The sequence below is a fragment of the Phenylobacterium sp. genome (assembly GCF_036677185.1).
Classification (GTDB): domain Bacteria; phylum Pseudomonadota; class Alphaproteobacteria; order Caulobacterales; family Caulobacteraceae; genus Phenylobacterium.
The window spans coordinates 112,331-128,966 of the sequence record NZ_JAKFEN010000044.1 but is presented as its reverse complement, the minus strand read 5'-3'; the positions used below and the strand labels follow the sequence as shown (position 1 = coordinate 128,966).

The 16,636-nt window shown below is 69.1% G+C and carries 19 protein-coding genes; 8 read left to right on the top strand and 11 right to left on the bottom strand.

Going from position 1 to position 16,636, the window contains the following annotated elements:
* The first annotated feature begins 106 nt into the window (after positions 1 to 106).
* On the top strand, positions 107 to 1,291 hold the full coding sequence (gene nhaA, locus V6M51_RS23610) for a Na+/H+ antiporter NhaA (RefSeq protein ID WP_332770677.1): 1,185 nt from the start codon (positions 107 to 109) through the stop codon (positions 1,289 to 1,291).
* Here the strand turns inward: nhaA and bioD are convergent.
* Complete coding sequence (bioD, locus tag V6M51_RS23605; protein ID WP_332770676.1) at positions 1,288 to 1,944, bottom strand: dethiobiotin synthase; 657 nt, start codon at positions 1,942 to 1,944, stop codon at positions 1,288 to 1,290. The two genes, nhaA and bioD, sit on opposite strands and share 4 nt — an antisense overlap.
* Positions 1,945 to 1,946: 2 nt before the next feature.
* Positions 1,947 to 3,098, bottom strand: a complete 1,152-nt coding sequence (gene bioF / locus V6M51_RS23600) for an 8-amino-7-oxononanoate synthase (protein ID WP_332770675.1) — start codon at positions 3,096 to 3,098, stop codon at positions 1,947 to 1,949.
* 73 nt (positions 3,099 to 3,171) lie between these two features.
* Between bioF and V6M51_RS23595 the strand changes: the two genes are divergently transcribed.
* The gene (locus tag V6M51_RS23595) at positions 3,172 to 4,461 is read left to right on the top strand and encodes an adenosylmethionine--8-amino-7-oxononanoate transaminase (protein WP_332770674.1); all 1,290 of its coding nucleotides are present in this window, start codon (positions 3,172 to 3,174) and stop codon (positions 4,459 to 4,461) included.
* Here the strand turns inward: V6M51_RS23595 and V6M51_RS23590 are convergent.
* The 5 genes from V6M51_RS23590 to V6M51_RS23570 form a co-directional block, all read right to left on the bottom strand.
* Positions 4,458 to 4,973, bottom strand: a complete 516-nt coding sequence (locus tag V6M51_RS23590) for a GNAT family N-acetyltransferase (protein ID WP_332770673.1) — start codon at positions 4,971 to 4,973, stop codon at positions 4,458 to 4,460. The two genes, V6M51_RS23595 and V6M51_RS23590, sit on opposite strands and share 4 nt — an antisense overlap.
* 77 nt (positions 4,974 to 5,050) lie before the next feature.
* Positions 5,051 to 5,842, bottom strand: a complete 792-nt coding sequence (locus tag V6M51_RS23585) for an AraC family transcriptional regulator (protein WP_332770672.1) — start codon at positions 5,840 to 5,842, stop codon at positions 5,051 to 5,053.
* A gap of 17 nt (positions 5,843 to 5,859) precedes the next feature.
* Positions 5,860 to 6,795, bottom strand: coding sequence for an alpha/beta hydrolase (locus tag V6M51_RS23580; protein WP_332770671.1), 936 nt, complete (start codon positions 6,793 to 6,795; stop codon positions 5,860 to 5,862).
* A 25-nt stretch (positions 6,796 to 6,820) separates the two neighbouring features.
* Positions 6,821 to 8,374, bottom strand: a complete 1,554-nt coding sequence (locus tag V6M51_RS23575) for a long-chain-fatty-acid--CoA ligase (RefSeq protein WP_332770670.1) — start codon at positions 8,372 to 8,374, stop codon at positions 6,821 to 6,823.
* 115 nt (positions 8,375 to 8,489) lie between these two features.
* Positions 8,490 to 9,419, bottom strand: a complete 930-nt coding sequence (locus V6M51_RS23570; RefSeq protein WP_332770669.1) for a GlxA family transcriptional regulator — start codon at positions 9,417 to 9,419, stop codon at positions 8,490 to 8,492.
* A gap of 96 nt (positions 9,420 to 9,515) precedes the next feature.
* Here V6M51_RS23570 and V6M51_RS23565 point away from each other — a divergent pair, with 96 nt between their 5' ends.
* Positions 9,516 to 9,971, top strand: a complete 456-nt coding sequence (locus V6M51_RS23565; protein WP_332770668.1) for a tautomerase family protein — start codon at positions 9,516 to 9,518, stop codon at positions 9,969 to 9,971.
* 88 nt (positions 9,972 to 10,059) lie between these two features.
* Here V6M51_RS23565 and V6M51_RS23560 read toward each other — a convergent pair whose 3' ends face one another.
* From V6M51_RS23560 to V6M51_RS23550, 3 genes are all read right to left on the bottom strand, one after another.
* Positions 10,060 to 11,499, bottom strand: a complete 1,440-nt coding sequence (locus V6M51_RS23560; RefSeq protein ID WP_305674013.1) for an aldehyde dehydrogenase family protein — start codon at positions 11,497 to 11,499, stop codon at positions 10,060 to 10,062.
* A 186-nt stretch (positions 11,500 to 11,685) separates the two neighbouring features.
* Positions 11,686 to 12,621, bottom strand: a complete 936-nt coding sequence (locus V6M51_RS23555; RefSeq protein WP_332770667.1) for an SMP-30/gluconolactonase/LRE family protein — start codon at positions 12,619 to 12,621, stop codon at positions 11,686 to 11,688.
* Between the two features lie 64 nt (positions 12,622 to 12,685).
* Positions 12,686 to 13,270, bottom strand: a complete 585-nt coding sequence (locus tag V6M51_RS23550) for a YdcF family protein (protein WP_332770666.1) — start codon at positions 13,268 to 13,270, stop codon at positions 12,686 to 12,688.
* A 14-nt stretch (positions 13,271 to 13,284) separates the two neighbouring features.
* On the opposite strand from V6M51_RS23550, the gene V6M51_RS23545 reads away from it, so the two are divergent.
* The 5 genes from V6M51_RS23545 to V6M51_RS23525 all read left to right on the top strand — a co-directional run bounded on the left by V6M51_RS23545 (position 13,285) and on the right by V6M51_RS23525 (position 15,611).
* Entirely contained in the window at positions 13,285 to 13,485 is a 201-nt protein-coding gene (locus V6M51_RS23545; RefSeq protein WP_332770665.1) for a hypothetical protein, read from the top strand.
* A 27-nt stretch (positions 13,486 to 13,512) separates the two neighbouring features.
* Positions 13,513 to 14,241 (top strand): SDR family oxidoreductase, encoded by a 729-nt coding sequence (locus tag V6M51_RS23540; protein WP_332770722.1) that lies wholly within the window; start codon positions 13,513 to 13,515, stop codon positions 14,239 to 14,241.
* 11 nt (positions 14,242 to 14,252) lie between these two features.
* Positions 14,253 to 14,666, top strand: coding sequence for a dihydroneopterin aldolase (gene folB / locus V6M51_RS23535; protein WP_332770664.1), 414 nt, complete (start codon positions 14,253 to 14,255; stop codon positions 14,664 to 14,666).
* A 4-nt stretch (positions 14,667 to 14,670) separates the two neighbouring features.
* Complete coding sequence (locus tag V6M51_RS23530; RefSeq protein WP_332770663.1) at positions 14,671 to 15,141, top strand: hypothetical protein; 471 nt, start codon at positions 14,671 to 14,673, stop codon at positions 15,139 to 15,141.
* Positions 15,142 to 15,212: 71 nt separating this feature from the next.
* The gene (locus V6M51_RS23525) at positions 15,213 to 15,611 is read left to right on the top strand and encodes a DUF4870 family protein (protein ID WP_332770662.1); all 399 of its coding nucleotides are present in this window, start codon (positions 15,213 to 15,215) and stop codon (positions 15,609 to 15,611) included.
* Between the two features lie 62 nt (positions 15,612 to 15,673).
* Here V6M51_RS23525 and V6M51_RS23520 read toward each other — a convergent pair whose 3' ends face one another.
* Positions 15,674 to 16,561 carry a branched-chain amino acid aminotransferase gene (locus tag V6M51_RS23520; RefSeq protein ID WP_332770661.1) on the bottom strand — a complete coding sequence of 296 codons (888 nt, stop codon included), beginning with the start codon at positions 16,559 to 16,561 and terminating at the stop codon, positions 15,674 to 15,676.
* Positions 16,562 to 16,636 lie beyond the last annotated feature (75 nt).

The following is a 16,636-nucleotide window of genomic DNA, read 5'->3' as shown; positions in this document are numbered from 1 at the left end:
AGGCGGCGTCGCGAGCCCAAACGTCTCTTCTGACGGATATCGCCCGCGATCCCAAGCGGAACCGAAACCGGGTTTCGCCCCTCGGCGCCTGTGTTAGGCAGGGGCCATGTCCACCCGATCCACTCTCGAATTTCTGAAGACCGAAACAGGTTCTGGCCTGCTGCTGGTGGTGGCGGCGGCGAGCGCGCTGGTCTTGGCCAACAGTCCGCTTTCAGGACACTACTTCGCGCTGATCGATCACAAGATCACCGTCCAGTTCGGCGCATTCGCCGAGACCATGCCCACCTATGGGTGGATCAAGAACGGCTTGATGGCGATTTTCTTCTTCGTCGTCGGACTGGAGATCAAGAACGAGATCCTGCGCGGCGAACTCTCCAATCCCAGGCGGCTGGCCCTGCCGGTCATGGCCGCGATCGGCGGCGTCGCGGCGCCGGCGCTTGTCTATCTCGCGCTGAACGCGGGCTCGGACGGGGCCCCCGCGGGCTGGCCGACCCCTGTCGCGACGGATATCGCCTTCGCCCTGGCGGCCCTGGCCGTCGCCGCGCCCAAGCTGCCCCCGTCGCTTCGTGTTTTCCTGCTCACCTTGGCGATTGTCGACGATCTGATCGCGGTATCGCTGATCGGCGTATTGTTCACCCACGACCTCGATCTTCGCATGGTCGTCGGCGCCCTGAGCGCGCTCGCGGTGCTGGCGGCCATGTCGCGATGGGACCGGGCGCCACGCCTCTTCTACGCGGCGGGCCTGATCCTCCTGTGGGCCTTCACCCTGAAGTCGGGCGTCAACACCTCGCTCGCCGCCGTGGCCGGAGCCTTCACCGTGCCGATCGACCCTCGGCGGCCGGGCGAGCCCGGGATGCTGGAGCTCTTCATGGAGAGCATTCACCCCTATGTCGCCTTCCTGATCCTGCCGTTGTTCGCCTTCACCGCGGCCGGGTTCTCGTTCAGCGGCCTGGCGCCCGGCGCCCTGCTGGGGCCTGTCCCGCTGGGCATCGCGCTCGGTCTCTTCGTCGGCAAGCAGATCGGGGTGTTCGGGATCGGCGCCCTGGCCATCGGCCTGAAGATCGCCCGGCGGCCCACCGGGACGAAGTGGCTGGAGCTCTACGGAGTCTCGCTGCTGTGCGGGGTGGGGTTCACCATGAGCCTGTTCATCGGCGGCCTGGCCTTCGACCCCGGCGACATGGCCGCCCAGACCGAGGTGCGGATCGGCGTGGTGGCCGGATCGCTGCTGTCGACCGTGGTGGGCATGGCGGTGCTCGGCTTGGCCCAACGGCGGCGCGACGCGGAAGGCTAGAGCAACTGTCTGGCCCAGGCCTCGTCGCCCCGGCGGGCGGCGACCACGGGCAGGTTGGCGAAACGGCCGACGGCCTCCACGGTCTGGTCGAAGTCCGGGGCCTCGGGATCGGCGCTCTGGCTGATCACCACTGCGTGAATGGGGATGCCGAACCCCTGCAGGGCGGCGAGGGCGGTCAGGGTGTGGCTGATCGCGCCGAGATAGGAGCCGCCGACCAGCACCGCCGGCAGCCCGACGTCGGCGTGCAGGTGGGCGCAGAGCCCATCCTCGGCGATGGGCGACATGATCCCGCCGGCGCCTTCGAAGATCTTCAGGTCGGCCTGGGTGTCGGCCAGGAATGGGCGGCAGGCGTCCAGCACCTCCGCATAGGCCAGGCTCCGCCCCTCGGCGCGGGCGGCCATGGGCGGCGACAGGGGCGCGCGGAACCGCAGGGGTGACACAGCGTCCAGCAGGGTCTCGTTGGGCGCCAGGCCCAGGGCGCGCAGCAGGCAGCCCGGGTCGCTGTCGGCCCAGTCGTCGGGATCGAAACCGCTGACCACCGGCTTCAGCACGCCCACCCGCCTACCCCTGGCCACGGCGGCGCGAATCAGGGCGCAGGCCACATAGGTCTTGCCCACATCGGTGTGGGCTCCGGCGATGGAAAGGCCGCGCACGATCAGGCTCCCAGCAGGACGCGCACCGCGGCCGCGAGACGGTCGACCTCGGCGTCCGGGTGGCCGGCGGTGAAGGCCAGGCGCAGACGGGCGGTCCCGGCCGGGACGGTCGGCGGCCGGATGGCGATGGCCAGGAAGCCCTGGGCCTCGAGGGCCGCGGCGGCGGCGAGCGCGGCGTCGGCCTCGCCGATCACGATGGGGACCACGGCGCTGGCGGCGTCCGGCAGGTTGAGCGCGCGGGTGAAGCGTCGCGCCTTGGCCAGGGGGGCGGCGACTCGCTCGGGCTCGGCGGCGATGACGTCTAGGGCGGCGAGCGCCGCGGCGGCGTTCGCCGGCGGCAAGCCGGTCGTATAGACCAGGGTGCGGGCCCGGGTCTTCAGCAGGTCGATCACCGGAGCGCTGGCGCAGACATAGGCGCCGTAGCCGCCGATGGCCTTGGAGAAGGTGCCCATGGCCAGGTCGACCCGCGCCTCGGGGAACATGGCCGCCGCGCCCCTGCCCTCGCCCACCACGCCCAGGCCGTGGGCGTCGTCCACCATCAACCAGGCGTCGTGGGCCTTGGCCAGCGCGCTGATCTCACCCAGCGGCGCCAGGTCCCCGTCCATGGAGAAGACCCCGTCGGTGGCGATCAGGGCCCGCTTCGCCGCGGCCCGGTGCTCGGCCAGCTTGGCGGCGAGGTCGGCCATGTCGTTGTGGCGGAAGGCGGCGACCTTCGCCCCGGAGAGCTGCGATCCGGCCCAGATGCAGGAATGGGCCAGCTCGTCGACCAGGATCAGGTCGGCCGCGCCCATGATGGTCGGGATGATGCCGCTATTGGCCAGGTAGCCGGAGCCGAAGACGCAGGCCGCCTCATAGCCCTTCAGCGCCGCCAGCCGGCCCTCCAGCTCGCCGAGCAGGGGATGGTCGCCGGTCACCAGTCGCGACGCCCCGGCCCCGGCGCCGTGTTCCTCCACAGCGCGGATCGCGGCGGCCTTCACCGCCGGATGATGCGAGAGGTTCAGATAGTCGTTGCAAGAGAAGGAGAGCAGGCGCCGCCCGCCCCTCTGGACCCAGAGGCCGTCCAGGCGATGGGTGGGGACCAGGGTCCGCTTCAGGCTGCGGGACTCCAGGGCGGCGAGCTTGTCCTGGGCGAAGGCGGTGAGGCTGTCGGTCATGGCGGGACGCGGTATGCACGAGGATGGCCCTGGGCTAAAGCGCGCTGCGTCAGCTTCCGGGGAAACCATCGCCATGCCGCAGCCGCCGAACTGGATGACCGAGGGCGCAGGCCATGTCTGGCGTCCCTACTGCCAGATGAAGACCGCTCCGGCCCCGCTGCCGGTCGCGCGGACGGAAGGCGCGCGGATCATCCTGGAGGACGGCCGCGAGCTGGTGGACGGCATCGCCTCGTGGTGGACCGCCTGCCATGGCTACAACCATCCCCACATCCGCGCGGCGGTGATCGCCCAGCTCGAGCGCGCGCCACATGTGATGTTCGGCGGCCTTGCGCATGAGCCCGCCTACCGGCTGGCGGCGCGGCTGGCGGCCCTGCTGCCCGGCGACCTCGACCATGTCTTCTTCGCCGAGAGCGGCTCGGTGGCGGTCGAGATCGCCATGAAGATGGCCCTGCAGTTCTGGATCAACCGCGGCGTGGCGGGCCGCACCCGGTTCCTGAGCTTCCTCGGCGGCTATCACGGCGACACCCTGGCGACGATGACGGTCTGCGACCCCGAGGAGGGGATGCACGGCCTGTTTACAGGCGTCATGCCCGCCCAGCACATCGCCGCCCTGCCGACCGATGCAGCCTCGGAAGCCGCGCTGGACGCCCTGCTGGCGGAGAAAGGCTCGGAGATCGCCGCCATCCTCGTCGAGCCCCGCGTCCAGGGCGCCGGCGGCATGCTGTTCCACGGCGACGAGGTGCTGCGCACCCTGCGCCGGCTGGCCGACAAGCACGGGGTGCTGTTGATTTTCGATGAGATCTTTGTCGGGTTTGGCCGCACCGGCGACCTGTTCGCCTGCTCAGGCTCCGGCGTGATCCCCGATATCGTCACCCTGTCCAAGGCCCTGACCGGCGGAACCCTGCCCCTCTCGGCGGCCATCGCGCGGCGCACGGTCTTCGAGGCCTTCTGGTCGGACGATCCGGGCGCGGCCCTGATGCACGGCCCGACCTATATGGGCAATCCGCTGGCCTGCGCGGCGGCCAACGCCAGTCTCGACCTGTTCGAGACCGGCGCCTGGAAGGCCGACGTGGCGCGCATCAGCGCGGCCCTGGCCGAGGGCCTGGAACCCTGCCGGGCCGCGAAAGGCGTGGTCGATGTCCGCACCTACGGCGCCATCGGTGTGGTGGAGTTCGCCGAACCGGTCGCGGTCGGCGCGCTCTGCGCCAAGTTCGCCGAACTGGGCTGCTGGATCCGGCCGATGGGCAAGGTCATCTACCTGACCCCGCCCTTCGTGACGACGGACCAGGAGCTGGCGCGGCTGACGGGGGCGATCGTGACGGTGGTCTGCGGCGACGTCGAGGCGGGCATGGGCGGGGTCTAGACCTGCGCCTCAGGGCTCGCCAGCACCACCGAGGTCTCGATCTGCCGTTCGGGGACCGTCCAATAGGTCCTCAGCAACCCGGCCTTGCGCTCCGGATCGACAAGGCGGAAGCCGTGCCGTTCGTAGAACCGGATCGCCCAATCCGCCGCCGCCCAGGTCCCCACCAGCAGGGGTCCCGCGCCGCGCCGGATATGGTCCAGCAGGGCGCCGCCCACCCCATGCCCCTGACGCTCGGGCGTCACATAGGCGTGCCGGATCAGCTCGACGTCGCCGACCGCCTGTAGCCCCATGATCCCGACCAGGTCTCCGGCCGTCTCATAGCCAGTGAACACCACCCCGGCGGCGATCTCGCGCTCCAGTTCGGCGGGCGGCATGTAGGGATCATGCCAGAGATCGGCGGGCAGGACGGGCCGGTAGGCCTCGGCCGCGGCGTTGATGATCGCCAGCATCCGGCCGGCGTCCTGCGGCCGGCAAGGCCGGATGACGCCTTGCGAGGGGTGCTTTTCGTCCATCTGTCGTCTCCAGCCTGATGCCGGGCGCAGGAAAGACGATGGGACGAACCCCGTCTTGAACGCGATTGCGGCCGCGTTCAGGCCAGGGCTTGGGCGTAGGCGCCGGGCGACAGACCGTAGTTGCGCACGAACGTCCGGGTCATGTGGCTCTGGTCGGCGAAGCCGCTCTCCAGCGCCGCGTCCGCCAGGCGCGAGCCGCTGGCGATCATCCGGCGGGCCATCGCGATCCGGCGCTGGACCAGATAGGCGTGCGGGGTCAGGCCCGTCGCCTTGGCGAAGCCCCGCAGCACCTGGAATCGGCTCAGGCCGCTTTCGGCCGCGAGGTCCGAGAGGGTGACGGCGGCGGTCGGATCCTCGTCGATGCGCCGCCTGGCGATCGCCAGGGCTTGCGGAACCGACGCCTGAGGCGCCAGGCCGCCCTGCTCGCGCATCAGGTCGGCCAACAGCATGAGCAACAGCTCCTCGCCGCCCTCGCCCACAGTCGTCATCGCCGCGAACAGCGCCCTGAACCGCCGGGCCACGCGCGGTGTCCTGACCACCGGAAGGTGAAATTCCATCCGCCGACCCGGACGCATGTCATCGGCGGCGGCGGCGATCAGCGACGGGTCGAAATAGAGCATCCGCCAGGCGCGGCCCGCCTCGCCGATCGGCGCGCCGTCGTGGACCTCGCCCGGATTGACCGTGATGGTGTCGCCGGCGACGGCCTCGACCATGCCGCGTCCGCTCCGCGAGACCTGGGCGCCCTCGTCCACCACGCCCACGCCGAACTGCTCGTGAATGTGGCGGGGGAAGGCATGACGTGTCCGCGCCTCGACGGCCTCGACGCCGTCAAGGCCGCAGCGACGAACCCTGAACTGGCCCTTCGTCATGCCCGATCCGCTTCGCCTCAGCCCAGCGCCGCCTTCAAGACCGCCACCGTCTCCTTGGTCGCCACGTCCACGGCGGGGGAGACGTCGCCCATGCTGTAGAAGTCGTGGACCATGTCCTTGTACTCGACGTGCTGGGCCTTCACTCCGGCGGCGTTGAGGCGCGCGGCGTAGTCGCGGCCCTCGTCCTTCAGGGGATCATAGCCGGCCGTGACCACCAGGGCGGGCGGGGTTCCGGCGATGTCGGCCTTGGAGCCCAGGTTGGCGCGGTGGCCCTCCGGATGGCCGGCGGCGGCCAGGCACTTGTCGAACCAGGCGATGGCCGCCTTGGTCAGGATCGGTCCGTCCAGGTCCTTGCGCGACTGAGTCTCCTGGTCGGGCCAGATGCCCGGATAGAGCAGCAGCTGGAAGGCCAGCTTTCGCTTGGGATCGTTCTTCAGGTCGATGGAGATCGAGGCCGCCAGGTTGCCGCCGGCCGAGCAGCCGCCCACCGCGATGCGCTCGCGATCGAAACCGATCTCCGCGGCGTGGTCGAAGGCCCACTTGGTGGCCGCCAGGCAGTCGTCGTGGCCCGCCGGGAACGGATGTTCAGGCGCCAGCCGGTAATCGATGGCCAGGACCCGATAGCCGGAATAGGCCGCGAGCCGCCGGCAATGGCCGTCATGGGTCTCAAGGTCACCGATGGCGAAGCCGCCGCCGTGGAAATAGACCAGGCCCGGCGTGGTCGCCCCGGCCGCCGCCGGGGTGTAGAGACGCGCGCCGATAGGCCCCGCCGCGCCGTCGACCTTGAGGTCGGTCGCCGTCACGTCCTTGGGCGCGTTCAGGTTCTGGGCCTGGCGCTGCATGCGGTAGCCGGCGCGGATCATCTCCGGCGGCAGGGCGTCGAGCGGCGGCATCTCCTGCCCCGCCGCGGCGGCTTCCTGCTCGGCGATCAAGGCCTTGAAATGTGGGTCCATCGGAAATGCCTTCTCTGGTGAAGCCTCAGCCGACCTTGCGGGTCCGGCCTTGCCAATAGGGGTCGCGCAGCTGGCGGCGCAGGACCTTGCCGGACGGATTACGCGGCAGGACGGCGACATAGTCCACGGACTTGGGCGCCTTGTAGCCAGCGATCTGGGCCCGACAGTGTTCGATGATCGAGGCGGTGTCGGCCTGGACCCCCGGCCGCAGGACCACGATGGCCTTGACCGCCTCGCCCCAGCGCGCGTCGGGCACGCCGATCACCGCGGCGTCGGCCACGTCGGGATGGCCCATCAGGGCGTTCTCGACCTCGGCCGGATAGATGTTCTCGCCGCCCGAGACGATCATGTCCTTCACCCGGTCATGGATGAACAGGTAGCCGTCGGCGTCGAAATAGCCGGCGTCGCCGCTCTTGAACCAGCCCTGTGGGCAGATGGCCTCCGCGGTGGCGTCGGGGCGGTTCCAATAGCCCTTCATGATCCCGCTGGAGCGGATCTCGATCTCGCCCACCTCGCCGACGGCGGCGTCGCGGCCGTCGACCCGGATGCGAATCTCGTAACCCGGGGTTGGCTTGCCGCAGGCCCGCAGCTTGCCGAGCGCCGGATCGTGGGCCTCCGGCGGCAGGTAGGTCCCGCCCCCGATGGTCTCGGTCAGGCCGTAGAGCTGCATGAAGTCCGCGTTGAATCGCGCCTGGGCGCGGGTCAGCACCTCCTCGGAGATCGGCGAGGCGCCATAATAGATGTGCCGCAGGCTGGAGAGGTCGGTGTCCGCCTGGGCCGGGTGCTGCAGCACCATGTTGATGATCGCAGGCGCCATGAAGGCGTGCTTGATCGCGTGCGTCTCGATCAGCTTGAGCAGCAGGCCGATATCGACCTCTCGCATGATGACGGCGCGCGCGCCCTGGAGCAGCGACAGCATGCCCAGATTGGCGCCGGCCACATGGAACAGGGGCATGGCGACCAGCACGCCGTCATCGGCGCCGAACCGGCCCCAGACCTGGGTCGCCCCCGCGAAACAGGCCTTGTAGTTGGTCTCGGTCAGCTGGACGCCCTTGGGCAGGCCGGTGGTGCCGGAAGTGTAAAGCTGAATGACGTCGTCATCGGGCAGGGCGGCCAAGGCCGGATCGATCGCCGGCTGGGCGCCGATCCAGGCCCGGAAGCCCGGCCAGACCGGATGGCCCGGTTCGAACTGGATCACGGCGTCGAGGTCGGGCAGGTCGAGGCCGGCGATCGTCTCCGCATAGTCCTGGCCGACCACCAGCAGCTTGCAGCCGGCGTCCTTGAGGATGAAAGCGATCTCCGGCGGAGCCAGCCGCCAGTTGACCGGCGTCAGGCAGGCGCGGAGCTTGAGGCAGCCGAACCAGAGAACGAAGAAGTCGGCGTTCCCCTTGCCGAGCGTCCCGACCCGGTCGCCAGGCTGGACGCCCGCCGCCCGCAGAGCCTGGGCGCACTGGGAGGACATGGCGTCGAACTGCGCGAAGCTGATCGCCTCGCCCTCGAACCACAGGGCCTGGGCGTCGGGCCGGACACGCGCATGGTGGCGCGCCACATCGGCCACGCATCGGATGTCCTGGGGCATCGTTTCCTTCCTGGTTCGCGCTCATTGGGCGGCGCGCCACGGGAATTCGCATTGGCTGGGAGCGTTGGCAATATGGGAGTGACGGCTTGCAAGCCGCCTGGAGAAAGGCTCCCCGCTAGGCCGTCCGCCTCAGCTCCGCCGGCGAACGCCTGGACTCCCGTCGGATCAGCCGACGCAAGGTCGAGGGCTCGGCATAGCCGACCCGGCGGGCCACTTCGTCGACGGACAGACGCGTGGTCTCCAGCAGGCGCTCGGCCGCCTCCATGCGGATGCGCTGGGCGAACTTGACCGGCGAAAGGCCGCAGACTGAGGCCAGGCGGCGCGCGAAGGTTCGCGGCGTCAGGCCGATGGCGCCGGCGACCTCGTCCATGCCGAAGTCGCGCGCGATGTTCGCGCGAATCCAGGCCTCGGCGCGGGCGACCTGCTCGTCCTGACCCGCCAGGAAGCTCACCGCCATATAGGGCGCCTGGGAGCGCCGTTGATCCAGCAGGAGATAGCGCGCGCAGGCCTCCGACAGACCGGGGCTGGCGAACTTGGCGATCACCGCCAGCATGAGGTCCATCTGCGCCATCGCCGCGCCGGCGGTGGCGATCGGCCAGTCGGCGACGACGATCTGGTCGGCGTCCAGGTCCACATCGGGATGCAGCCGGTGGAAGGCCGGCGCCAGCCACCAGGTGGTCGTGGCCCGCCGCCCTGACAACAGACCCGCCTGGGCCAGGATGAATGTGCTGGCGCAGGACGCGGCCACCGCGGCCCCGGCCGCCCGGGCCTCGACCGCGATCCGCCCCGCCCGGCGGACGGCCGGCGTGGCCAGGCGCGCGATGAGTTCGGCCTCCGAGCGGACCCCCAGGCCGGGGATGATCAGCAGGTCGCACGCTCCACGGGTCGCCGCCGTCGCGCCGCCGGTCCGCACTGTCCGCACCTCGAACGGGGGGCGTCTCCCGCCCTGGAGGCTCACCTGGTTCGCGGTTTCCAGGGCGTCGAGCGTGATGGCGAGGCTTGACGCCATGCCGTCCGGCAGCGCCAGGACCGAGATCCGCGTCATTGGCGAATTACCCCCGAAACGTGTCGTATCCGACACTAGCGCCGAGTGTCCCGCCACGCAAATCTGGACCTTCGCTTCACTCAGAGGAGAACGGTCTTGCCCAACATCGTCATTAGAACCCCCGAGGGCGTGTTCGACGCCGAGGCCCGAGCCAGGCTCGCCAAGGCGGTGACCGACGTCGCCAAGACCGTCGAACAGGGCGGTGACGATCCTCAGCAAGCCGCCTTGACCTGGGTGCTAATCGACGAGTTCAAGCCAGGGACCTTCTTCGCCGGAGGCGCCGATCCGCTCGAGCGGCTGATCCCGATTGTCGTGTTCTTCCACTATCCCGCTGGAGTGCTCGACGATGTCGCGCGGGCGGACGCCGCGCGCCTCCTGCAGGAGGCGATCTCGGCGGCCAAACCCGTCGGCGACCCGCGCCCCGTCATGACGTCGGTCCTCATGCGCGAGGTGGCGGACGGAACCTGGGGCGGTGGCGGAGCAATCTGGCGGCTTCCCGACCTGGCGAAGGCCGCGGGCTACAAGCACCTGCAGCACCTCATCGCCCCCTGACCTCGCCCCCGATCCGCGGGAGCCAGATCGAGGCGAACTCCAGCCCTCCCCCGACGCGACCCGCGCCGGGGGAGAAGCTTGGATCGGCCTATTCCGCGGCGATCTTCGGCGCGTAGCCGAGCATGGCCTTGGTCTCCAGGAACTCGTGGAAGGCGTAGTCGCCCCACTCGCGCCCGTTGCCGCTCATCTTATAGCCGCCGAAGGGGGCCATCATGTCGCCGCCGCCGCCGTTGATCGACACCTGGCCAGCGCGCAGCTTCGAAGCCACCTGCCGGGCCTTGGCGAGATCGGCGCCGTTGACGTAGGCGGCCAGGCCGTACTCGGTATCGTTGCCGACCTCGATGGCCTGGTCGAGGGTCTCATAGCCGAGGATCGACAGCACGGGGCCGAAGATCTCTTCCTTGGCGATGGTCATCTCGTTGGTGACATTGGCGAAGACGGTGGGCTTCACATAGTAGCCCTTGTCCAGGCCTTCCGGACGGCCGACCCCGCCGATGACCAGGGTCGCGCCCTCGTCGATGCCGGCCTGGATCAGCTTCTGGATCTTGTTGAACTGCACCTCGGAGACCACCGGGCCGAGCTGGGCGTTGCCGTTCGGATCACCGACGGTGACCGTCGAGGCCGCCTCGCGGGCCGCCGTGATCGCCTCGTCCATGCGCTTGGACGGGACGAGCATGCGGGTGGGCGCGTTACAGGACTGGCCGGAATTGACCATCATGGTGGCGACGCCACGGGCGACGCCCTTGGACAGAACCTCGTCGTCCAGGATGATGTTGGGGCTCTTGCCGCCCAGCTCCTGGGCCACGCGCTTGACGGTCGGGGCGGCGTTCTTGGCCACCTCGATGCCGGCGCGGGTCGAGCCGGTGAACGAGACCATGTCCACTTCGGGATGGCTGGACAGCGGGACGCCGACACCGAGGCCGTCGCCGTGCACCAGGTTGAACACGCCGGCCGGGACGCCGGCCGCATGCATGATCTCGGCGAAGATCTGGCCCGAGAACGGGGCCACTTCGGAGGGCTTCAGCACCATGGTGCAGCCCGTGGCGATGGCCGGGGCCACCTTGCAGACGATCTGGTTCAGCGGCCAGTTCCAGGGGGTGATGAACCCACAGACGCCGATCGGTTCCTTGACGATCATGGTCGGGCCACGGTCGTCCTCGAACTTGAAGGTTTTCAGCACTTCCACGGCGGTGGCCAGATGGCCCATGCCGATCGGCACCTGGGCGCGCTGGGCCAGGGACGACGGAGCGCCCATTTCCTCGGTCACGGCGGTGGCCAGGTCGCCGAAGCGCTTCTGGTATTCGGCCAGGATGCGGCCCAGCACCTCCAGGCGCTCCTCGCGGCTGGTCTGCGACCAGGCCGGGAAGGCCTTGCGCGCGGCCATGACGGCCTTGTCCACGTCGGCGGCGGAGCCGAGGGCGATCTTGCCGGCGACCTCCTCGGTGGCCGGATTGATGACGTCCAGCGTCTTCAACTCGACGGGCTCGACCCATTTGCCGTCGATATAGAACTTCAGGTACTCGCGCATGACGTCCTCCCGGATCGTTCGTTAGGGGGTGGCCGGCAGGTTCCCCGCCCGGCTTCAAACAAGCATTTTAGTGATCGGCGATCACTGGGGAAGCCCCAATGCCCGCCAAGCCCCGCGAAAGGTCGGATTTCGCCCGGCGGGGCCGATGATTTACATCATAAATAAACAGCCGCAACCGTCCATCGCCTATGCCATCTGGTGAACGTGCGGCTGTCCCGCAACCGGGCTCCTAGCCTTCAGCACATAATCGGCGCGGATTGAGCCGATATAGAGGTCCATCAGGTCCGGACCGCCCCAGGTGACGTTGGTCGGATGGTTGACGATCTCGCCCGTCGGATCGTGGATCACCGTCACCGCCTCGCCCGAGGGTGTGATGGCCACCACCTTGTCGGCGCCGGGCAGGCAGACCCAGAGATTGCCCAGAACGTCCATGCCGACCCCGTCGGTGTAGCCGAGGTCCGGCTTGGCGACCGGCGGCTCATCGCGGCCCTGCAGTTTTCCCAGCACCGGACCATAGCGCTCCCCCTTCCCCAGCCTGCCGCCGGCCAGGACGGGAAAGCGCATCACGTCGCCGCCGCTGGTCTGGGCGCAGTAGAGGAAGCCGTCGTCGGCCGACAGCGCCAGGCCGTTGGGAAACTTCAGCCCCTCGGCGACGATCTGGCTCGATCCGTCGGGCCGCAGCACGAAGATGAAGCCGTCGGCCCGGCCGTCCAGGGCCTGGGGCCAGGTCTCGGCATGGGTGGAGTTGGCGCACCAGATGTTCCCGGCGCGGTCGACCACCGGATAGTTGGCGCTGGTCAGCCGCTTGCCGCCCACCTCGGCGACCAGGGTCTCGCGCAGGCCGCTGGCCGGGTCGAACCGCTCCAGCGGCCCCTCCTCCTTGTCGTAGATCCCGAAGTTGGCGATCAGCACCCGGCCGTGCCGGTCCAGGTTGACGCCGTTCGGGGCTCCGCCCTTGGGCCCCAGCCGCTTGAATGTGCCGTCGGGGAATATCTCGGCCACGGCGCACTGGTGGTCGGAGGCGAACACCCGGCCGTCGCGGGAAACGACCACGTCCTCGGGCCGGTCGATGCCGACGGCGATCTTGGCGAAGGCGCTGGGCGGAATGGGCGCGAGCGGCATGGCGTTTCTTCCCAGGTTTTCTTTCAGCTTGGGCCGCCAGACCGACGAAAGACAAGCGCCAAGGTCAGGGAAGGTCGACGATAAACCCCGCGGCCTTGTACGGCTCGATCTTGCGCCATTCCCGCAGGACGTCGGCCCGCAGTTGCGGATGCTCGTGCCAGGCCTCGGCGGGATGATCGTGATAGTTCACAGCCACCAGCATCTTGCGCACCGCCGGCCAGTGGCGCTGCAAGGTCATGAGGTAGCGGGCCGAGGTGTGCAGCTTGCCCACCGCAATCAGCGAGCCGACATTGGCCAGGCCGATGCGCTGTTCCAGGATCGGCAGCGAGAAGGTCACGTTTTCGCCGGTGTTCGTCGCCTGGCGCTCCAGCAGGATCACCTCGCGCGGCACGCCGGCCCGGACCATCCGGCGGGACAGGACGCTCGCCTCGTCCTCAGGGTCCCCGAGCGTCGGCCCGCCGGTGACCAGGGCCCAACGGAAGTATCCGCCACGCCAGAGCTCGGCGATGGCGGCGACGAACTCGGCGACCCCGTGCCGGGTGCCGAATACGAAGAGCAGATCGGCGGGCTCAAGCGGCGTGCGGATCAGGTGCCGACGATTGATGGTCTCCACCAAGTCGGCCGACAGTTCATCCGTTTCGGGGGCCACCGGAGGTCCTCGCCATGACACAGGTTGATTTGACCGGATCGGCCGGCGGCGCGGCAAATCACCTGGTGTTACGATCTGTATTGCGTGCGTCCCGACCCGCCGTTAAAGCCGCACGACCACAGCCGGAGCCCGCCATGACCGCGATCCTGATGATCCTCGCCTTCCTCGTCGTCATCGGCGCCCTGAACTATTTCGAGTTCGGCCGGCTCGACTAGGCGGCTGGCGGGGCGCCGGACGTGCCCGTGGCTTCGCGCGGCGCGGCCCTGGTCACCGGTGGGGCGCGGCGGATTGGCCGGGCGCTGACCCTGGCCTGCGCCGACGCCGGCTTCGACGTCGCCATCCACGTCCGGGCCGTCGACGACGACGCCCAGTCCGCCGCCGCCGCTGTGCGCGCGCGCGGACGCAAGGTCTCCATCCACACCTGCGACCTGCGCCAGGAGGCGGCGACGGCCCCCCTGGTGGCCGAGGCCGAGGGCGAGCTCGGCCCCATCACGCTGCTGGTCAACTGCGCCTCGGTGTTCGAGGACGACAGCTTCACCTCCATGAACCGCGCCTCGTGGGACGCCCACCTGGAGACCAATCTCCGCGCGCCCATGGTCCTGGCCCAGGCCTTCGCCCGGCGCCTGCCCGCCGACCGCACCGGCCTGATCGTCAATATCCTCGACCAGCGGGTGCTGAGCCCCAGCCCGGACTTCTTCAGCTATTCGTTGTCTAAGAGCGCGCTCTGGGCCGCGACCCAGATGCTGGCCAAGGGCCTGGCGCCCCGCATCCGGGTGAACGGTATCGGGCCGGGACCTGTCCTGGCTTCGATCCACCAGCAGCCCGAGGATTTTCAACGCGAGGTCGAGGCGACCTTGCTGCGACACGCAGCGGACCCGACTGAGATCGGCCAGGCCCTGCGCTACCTGATTGACGCGACGTCAGTGACCGGCCAGATGATCGCCGTCGACGCCGGTCAGCACCTGACCTGAAGGATATGACCTTGGCCCTTTCGCCGCTCCAGGAGACGCCTGCCGAACCCATCGCCGCGCCGCAAGGCCGTACGGTCATGACCAAGATCTTCGTGACCGGCTTGAAGATCGACGCCGAGATCGGCGTCTACGCCCACGAGAAGGGCCGCGCCCAGCCGCTGGTGGTGGACGTGGAGTTGGATGTCCCCGCCGCCGGGGTCGAGCGCCTGTCGCAGACCGTCAACTACGAGATGATCGGCGAGCACGCCCGCGCCATCGCCGCCGAGGGTCACATCCAGCTCGTGGAAGCCTTCGCCGAACGCCTGGCCCGCGCCTGCCTCAGCGACCAGCGGGTCATGCGCGCCCGGGTGCGGGTGGAAAAGCCCCTGGCGCTCGCGCCGCACGCCATGGCCGCCGGCGTGGAGATCACCGTCGTCCGAGGCTGAGGCCGTGGCGGCCCGCCACAGCGCCCGCCTCTCCCCCATCCAGGCCGAGACCGTCTGGACCCTTGAGGACGGCTGCGTCGTCGAACGGCGCGGCGGCCATCTGCGGCGCTTCCCGATGGCGGAGCTCAAGGGGGTGCGCCGGGCGGACCGCGGCGCGATTTTGCTGTTCGGCCGCCGCCGGCTGACCGTTCCGGCCCTGAGCTACGAGGGGCTCCGGCCGCGGGACCGGTCGGCCAGTTTCGAGGCCTTCATGACCGCCGTGACCGATCAGGTCCCGACGCGTCAGGCCCCGACATTTGGGCGCGCGCCGATCTATTGGACCATCGGACTGATGGCCCTGGGCGCCGCGGCCCTCCTGGCGTTCGCGGCCGGCGGCGGCGCCTGGACGCTCGGCGTGGCCCTGGCCGCCCGCCTGGTCTTCGTCCTGATCCTGGCGGCGGCCGTCCTGCCCTGGCTTGACCGGGGGGACAGATGACGAAGAATTAAAGTGGCGCGCCAACGAAACGGGCCCACATATTTCCTCAGGCAATCAACGAGGAGACCGAATTGAGCCATACCGAAACCGCCGTCAGCACAACCGAAGACCGCACGCTTCCGGCTGTGATCTACGGTCTGTACCTGCTGGGCCTGGTGAACGGGCTCACGATTCTGGTCGGACTGGTGCTGGCCTACGCCAACCGCGACAATGCGGGGCCGAAGATGGCCACGCACCACCGGTTCCTGATCAATACCTTCTGGATCGGACTGGTCGCCGCCATCGTGCTCGGCGCCATGACGCTGGTCGGGGTGGTGTTGTCGATCGTGCTGATCGGCATTCCCATCCTGCTGCTGGCCGGGCTGCTCTGGTGCGCCCTGGGCGTCTGGTTCTTCGTCCGATGCGTGGTGGGCCTGATCCACCTGTCCAACGGCGAAGCCTATCCCCGCCCCGAGGCCTGGCTGGTCTAGGGCGCCACGAAAAAGGCCGCCCCTCCTCGCGGAAGGGCGGCCCAATTCGTCACGTCCAGGCCCTAGGCGGGCACGAGCTCGCGGCGGACCATGCGGGCGTAATCGTCCATCAGGCCGAGCGAGAGGGCGCCCGGCGTGAAGCTGTACTCACCGACCTCGGCCACCGGGGTGACCTCGGCCGCCGTGCCGACCACGAAGCATTCCGAGAACTCAGCGAGCTCTTCGGGCCGGATATGACGCTCGATGACCTCGATGCCCTTTTCCCTCGCCAGCGCGATCACGGACTGACGGGTGAGGCCGTTCAGGAAGCAATCGGGGGTGGGGGTGTGCAGCACCCCGTCCTTGACGAAGAACACGTTCGAACCGGTGCTCTCGGCGACGTAGCCCCGGTAGTCGAGCATCATCGCGTCTGTATAGCCGGCCTTCTCCGCGGCGTGCTTGGAGATGGTGCAGATCATATAGAGGCCGGCGGCCTTGGCGTGGACCGGCTCGGTCTCCGGCGAGGGGCGCTTGTACTTGGCCCAGCACATGCGGATGCCCTTGGCGCGTTCCTCGGGCTTGAAATAGCTCGGCCAGTCCCACACCGCGATCGCCACGTGGATCTTGGTCATCTGGGCGCTGACGCCGATCATCTCCGAACCGCGCCAGGCGATGGGCCGGACATAGGCGTCGGTCAGGCCGTTCTTGGCGCAGGTGTCCTTGCAGGCCTGATCGATCTCAGCCACCGTGAAGGGGATTTCGAAATCGAGGATCTCGGCCGATTTGAACAGGCGCTCGGTGTGGGCCGTGAGCTTGTAGATCTCTCCCCCGTACATCCGCTCGCCTTCGAACACCGACGAGGCGTAATGGAGGCCATGGGTCAATACGTGCACCGTCGCCTCGCGCCAGGGCACGAACTGCCCGTCCAGCCAGATCCATCCATCGCGGTCGTCGAAGGGAACGAGAGACATGAGGGAAAGTCCTCCTTTCAATACCGGCTCCTTACAGACTCCCGCGCCGTCCCCGTCAAACAAAATGGGCTTTGA

Excerpts from the sequence above, each read along its gene's own strand:
- nhaA (WP_332770677.1), top strand. The coding sequence starts at position 107 with ATGTCCACCCGATCCACTCTCGAATTTCTGAAGACCGAAACAGGTTCT.
- bioF (WP_332770675.1), bottom strand. The coding sequence starts at position 3,098 with ATGACCGACAGCCTCACCGCCTTCGCCCAGGACAAGCTCGCCGCCCTG.
- V6M51_RS23595 (WP_332770674.1), top strand. The coding sequence starts at position 3,172 with ATGCCGCAGCCGCCGAACTGGATGACCGAGGGCGCAGGCCATGTCTGG.
- V6M51_RS23590 (WP_332770673.1), bottom strand. The coding sequence starts at position 4,973 with ATGGACGAAAAGCACCCCTCGCAAGGCGTCATCCGGCCTTGCCGGCCG.
- V6M51_RS23585 (WP_332770672.1), bottom strand. The coding sequence starts at position 5,842 with ATGACGAAGGGCCAGTTCAGGGTTCGTCGCTGCGGCCTTGACGGCGTC.
- V6M51_RS23580 (WP_332770671.1), bottom strand. The coding sequence starts at position 6,795 with ATGGACCCACATTTCAAGGCCTTGATCGCCGAGCAGGAAGCCGCCGCG.
- V6M51_RS23575 (WP_332770670.1), bottom strand. The coding sequence starts at position 8,374 with ATGCCCCAGGACATCCGATGCGTGGCCGATGTGGCGCGCCACCATGCG.
- V6M51_RS23570 (WP_332770669.1), bottom strand. The coding sequence starts at position 9,419 with ATGACGCGGATCTCGGTCCTGGCGCTGCCGGACGGCATGGCGTCAAGC.
- V6M51_RS23560 (WP_305674013.1), bottom strand. The coding sequence starts at position 11,499 with ATGCGCGAGTACCTGAAGTTCTATATCGACGGCAAATGGGTCGAGCCC.
- V6M51_RS23555 (WP_332770667.1), bottom strand. The coding sequence starts at position 12,621 with ATGCCGCTCGCGCCCATTCCGCCCAGCGCCTTCGCCAAGATCGCCGTC.
- V6M51_RS23545 (WP_332770665.1), top strand. The coding sequence starts at position 13,285 with ATGACACAGGTTGATTTGACCGGATCGGCCGGCGGCGCGGCAAATCAC.
- V6M51_RS23520 (WP_332770661.1), bottom strand. The coding sequence starts at position 16,561 with ATGTCTCTCGTTCCCTTCGACGACCGCGATGGATGGATCTGGCTGGAC.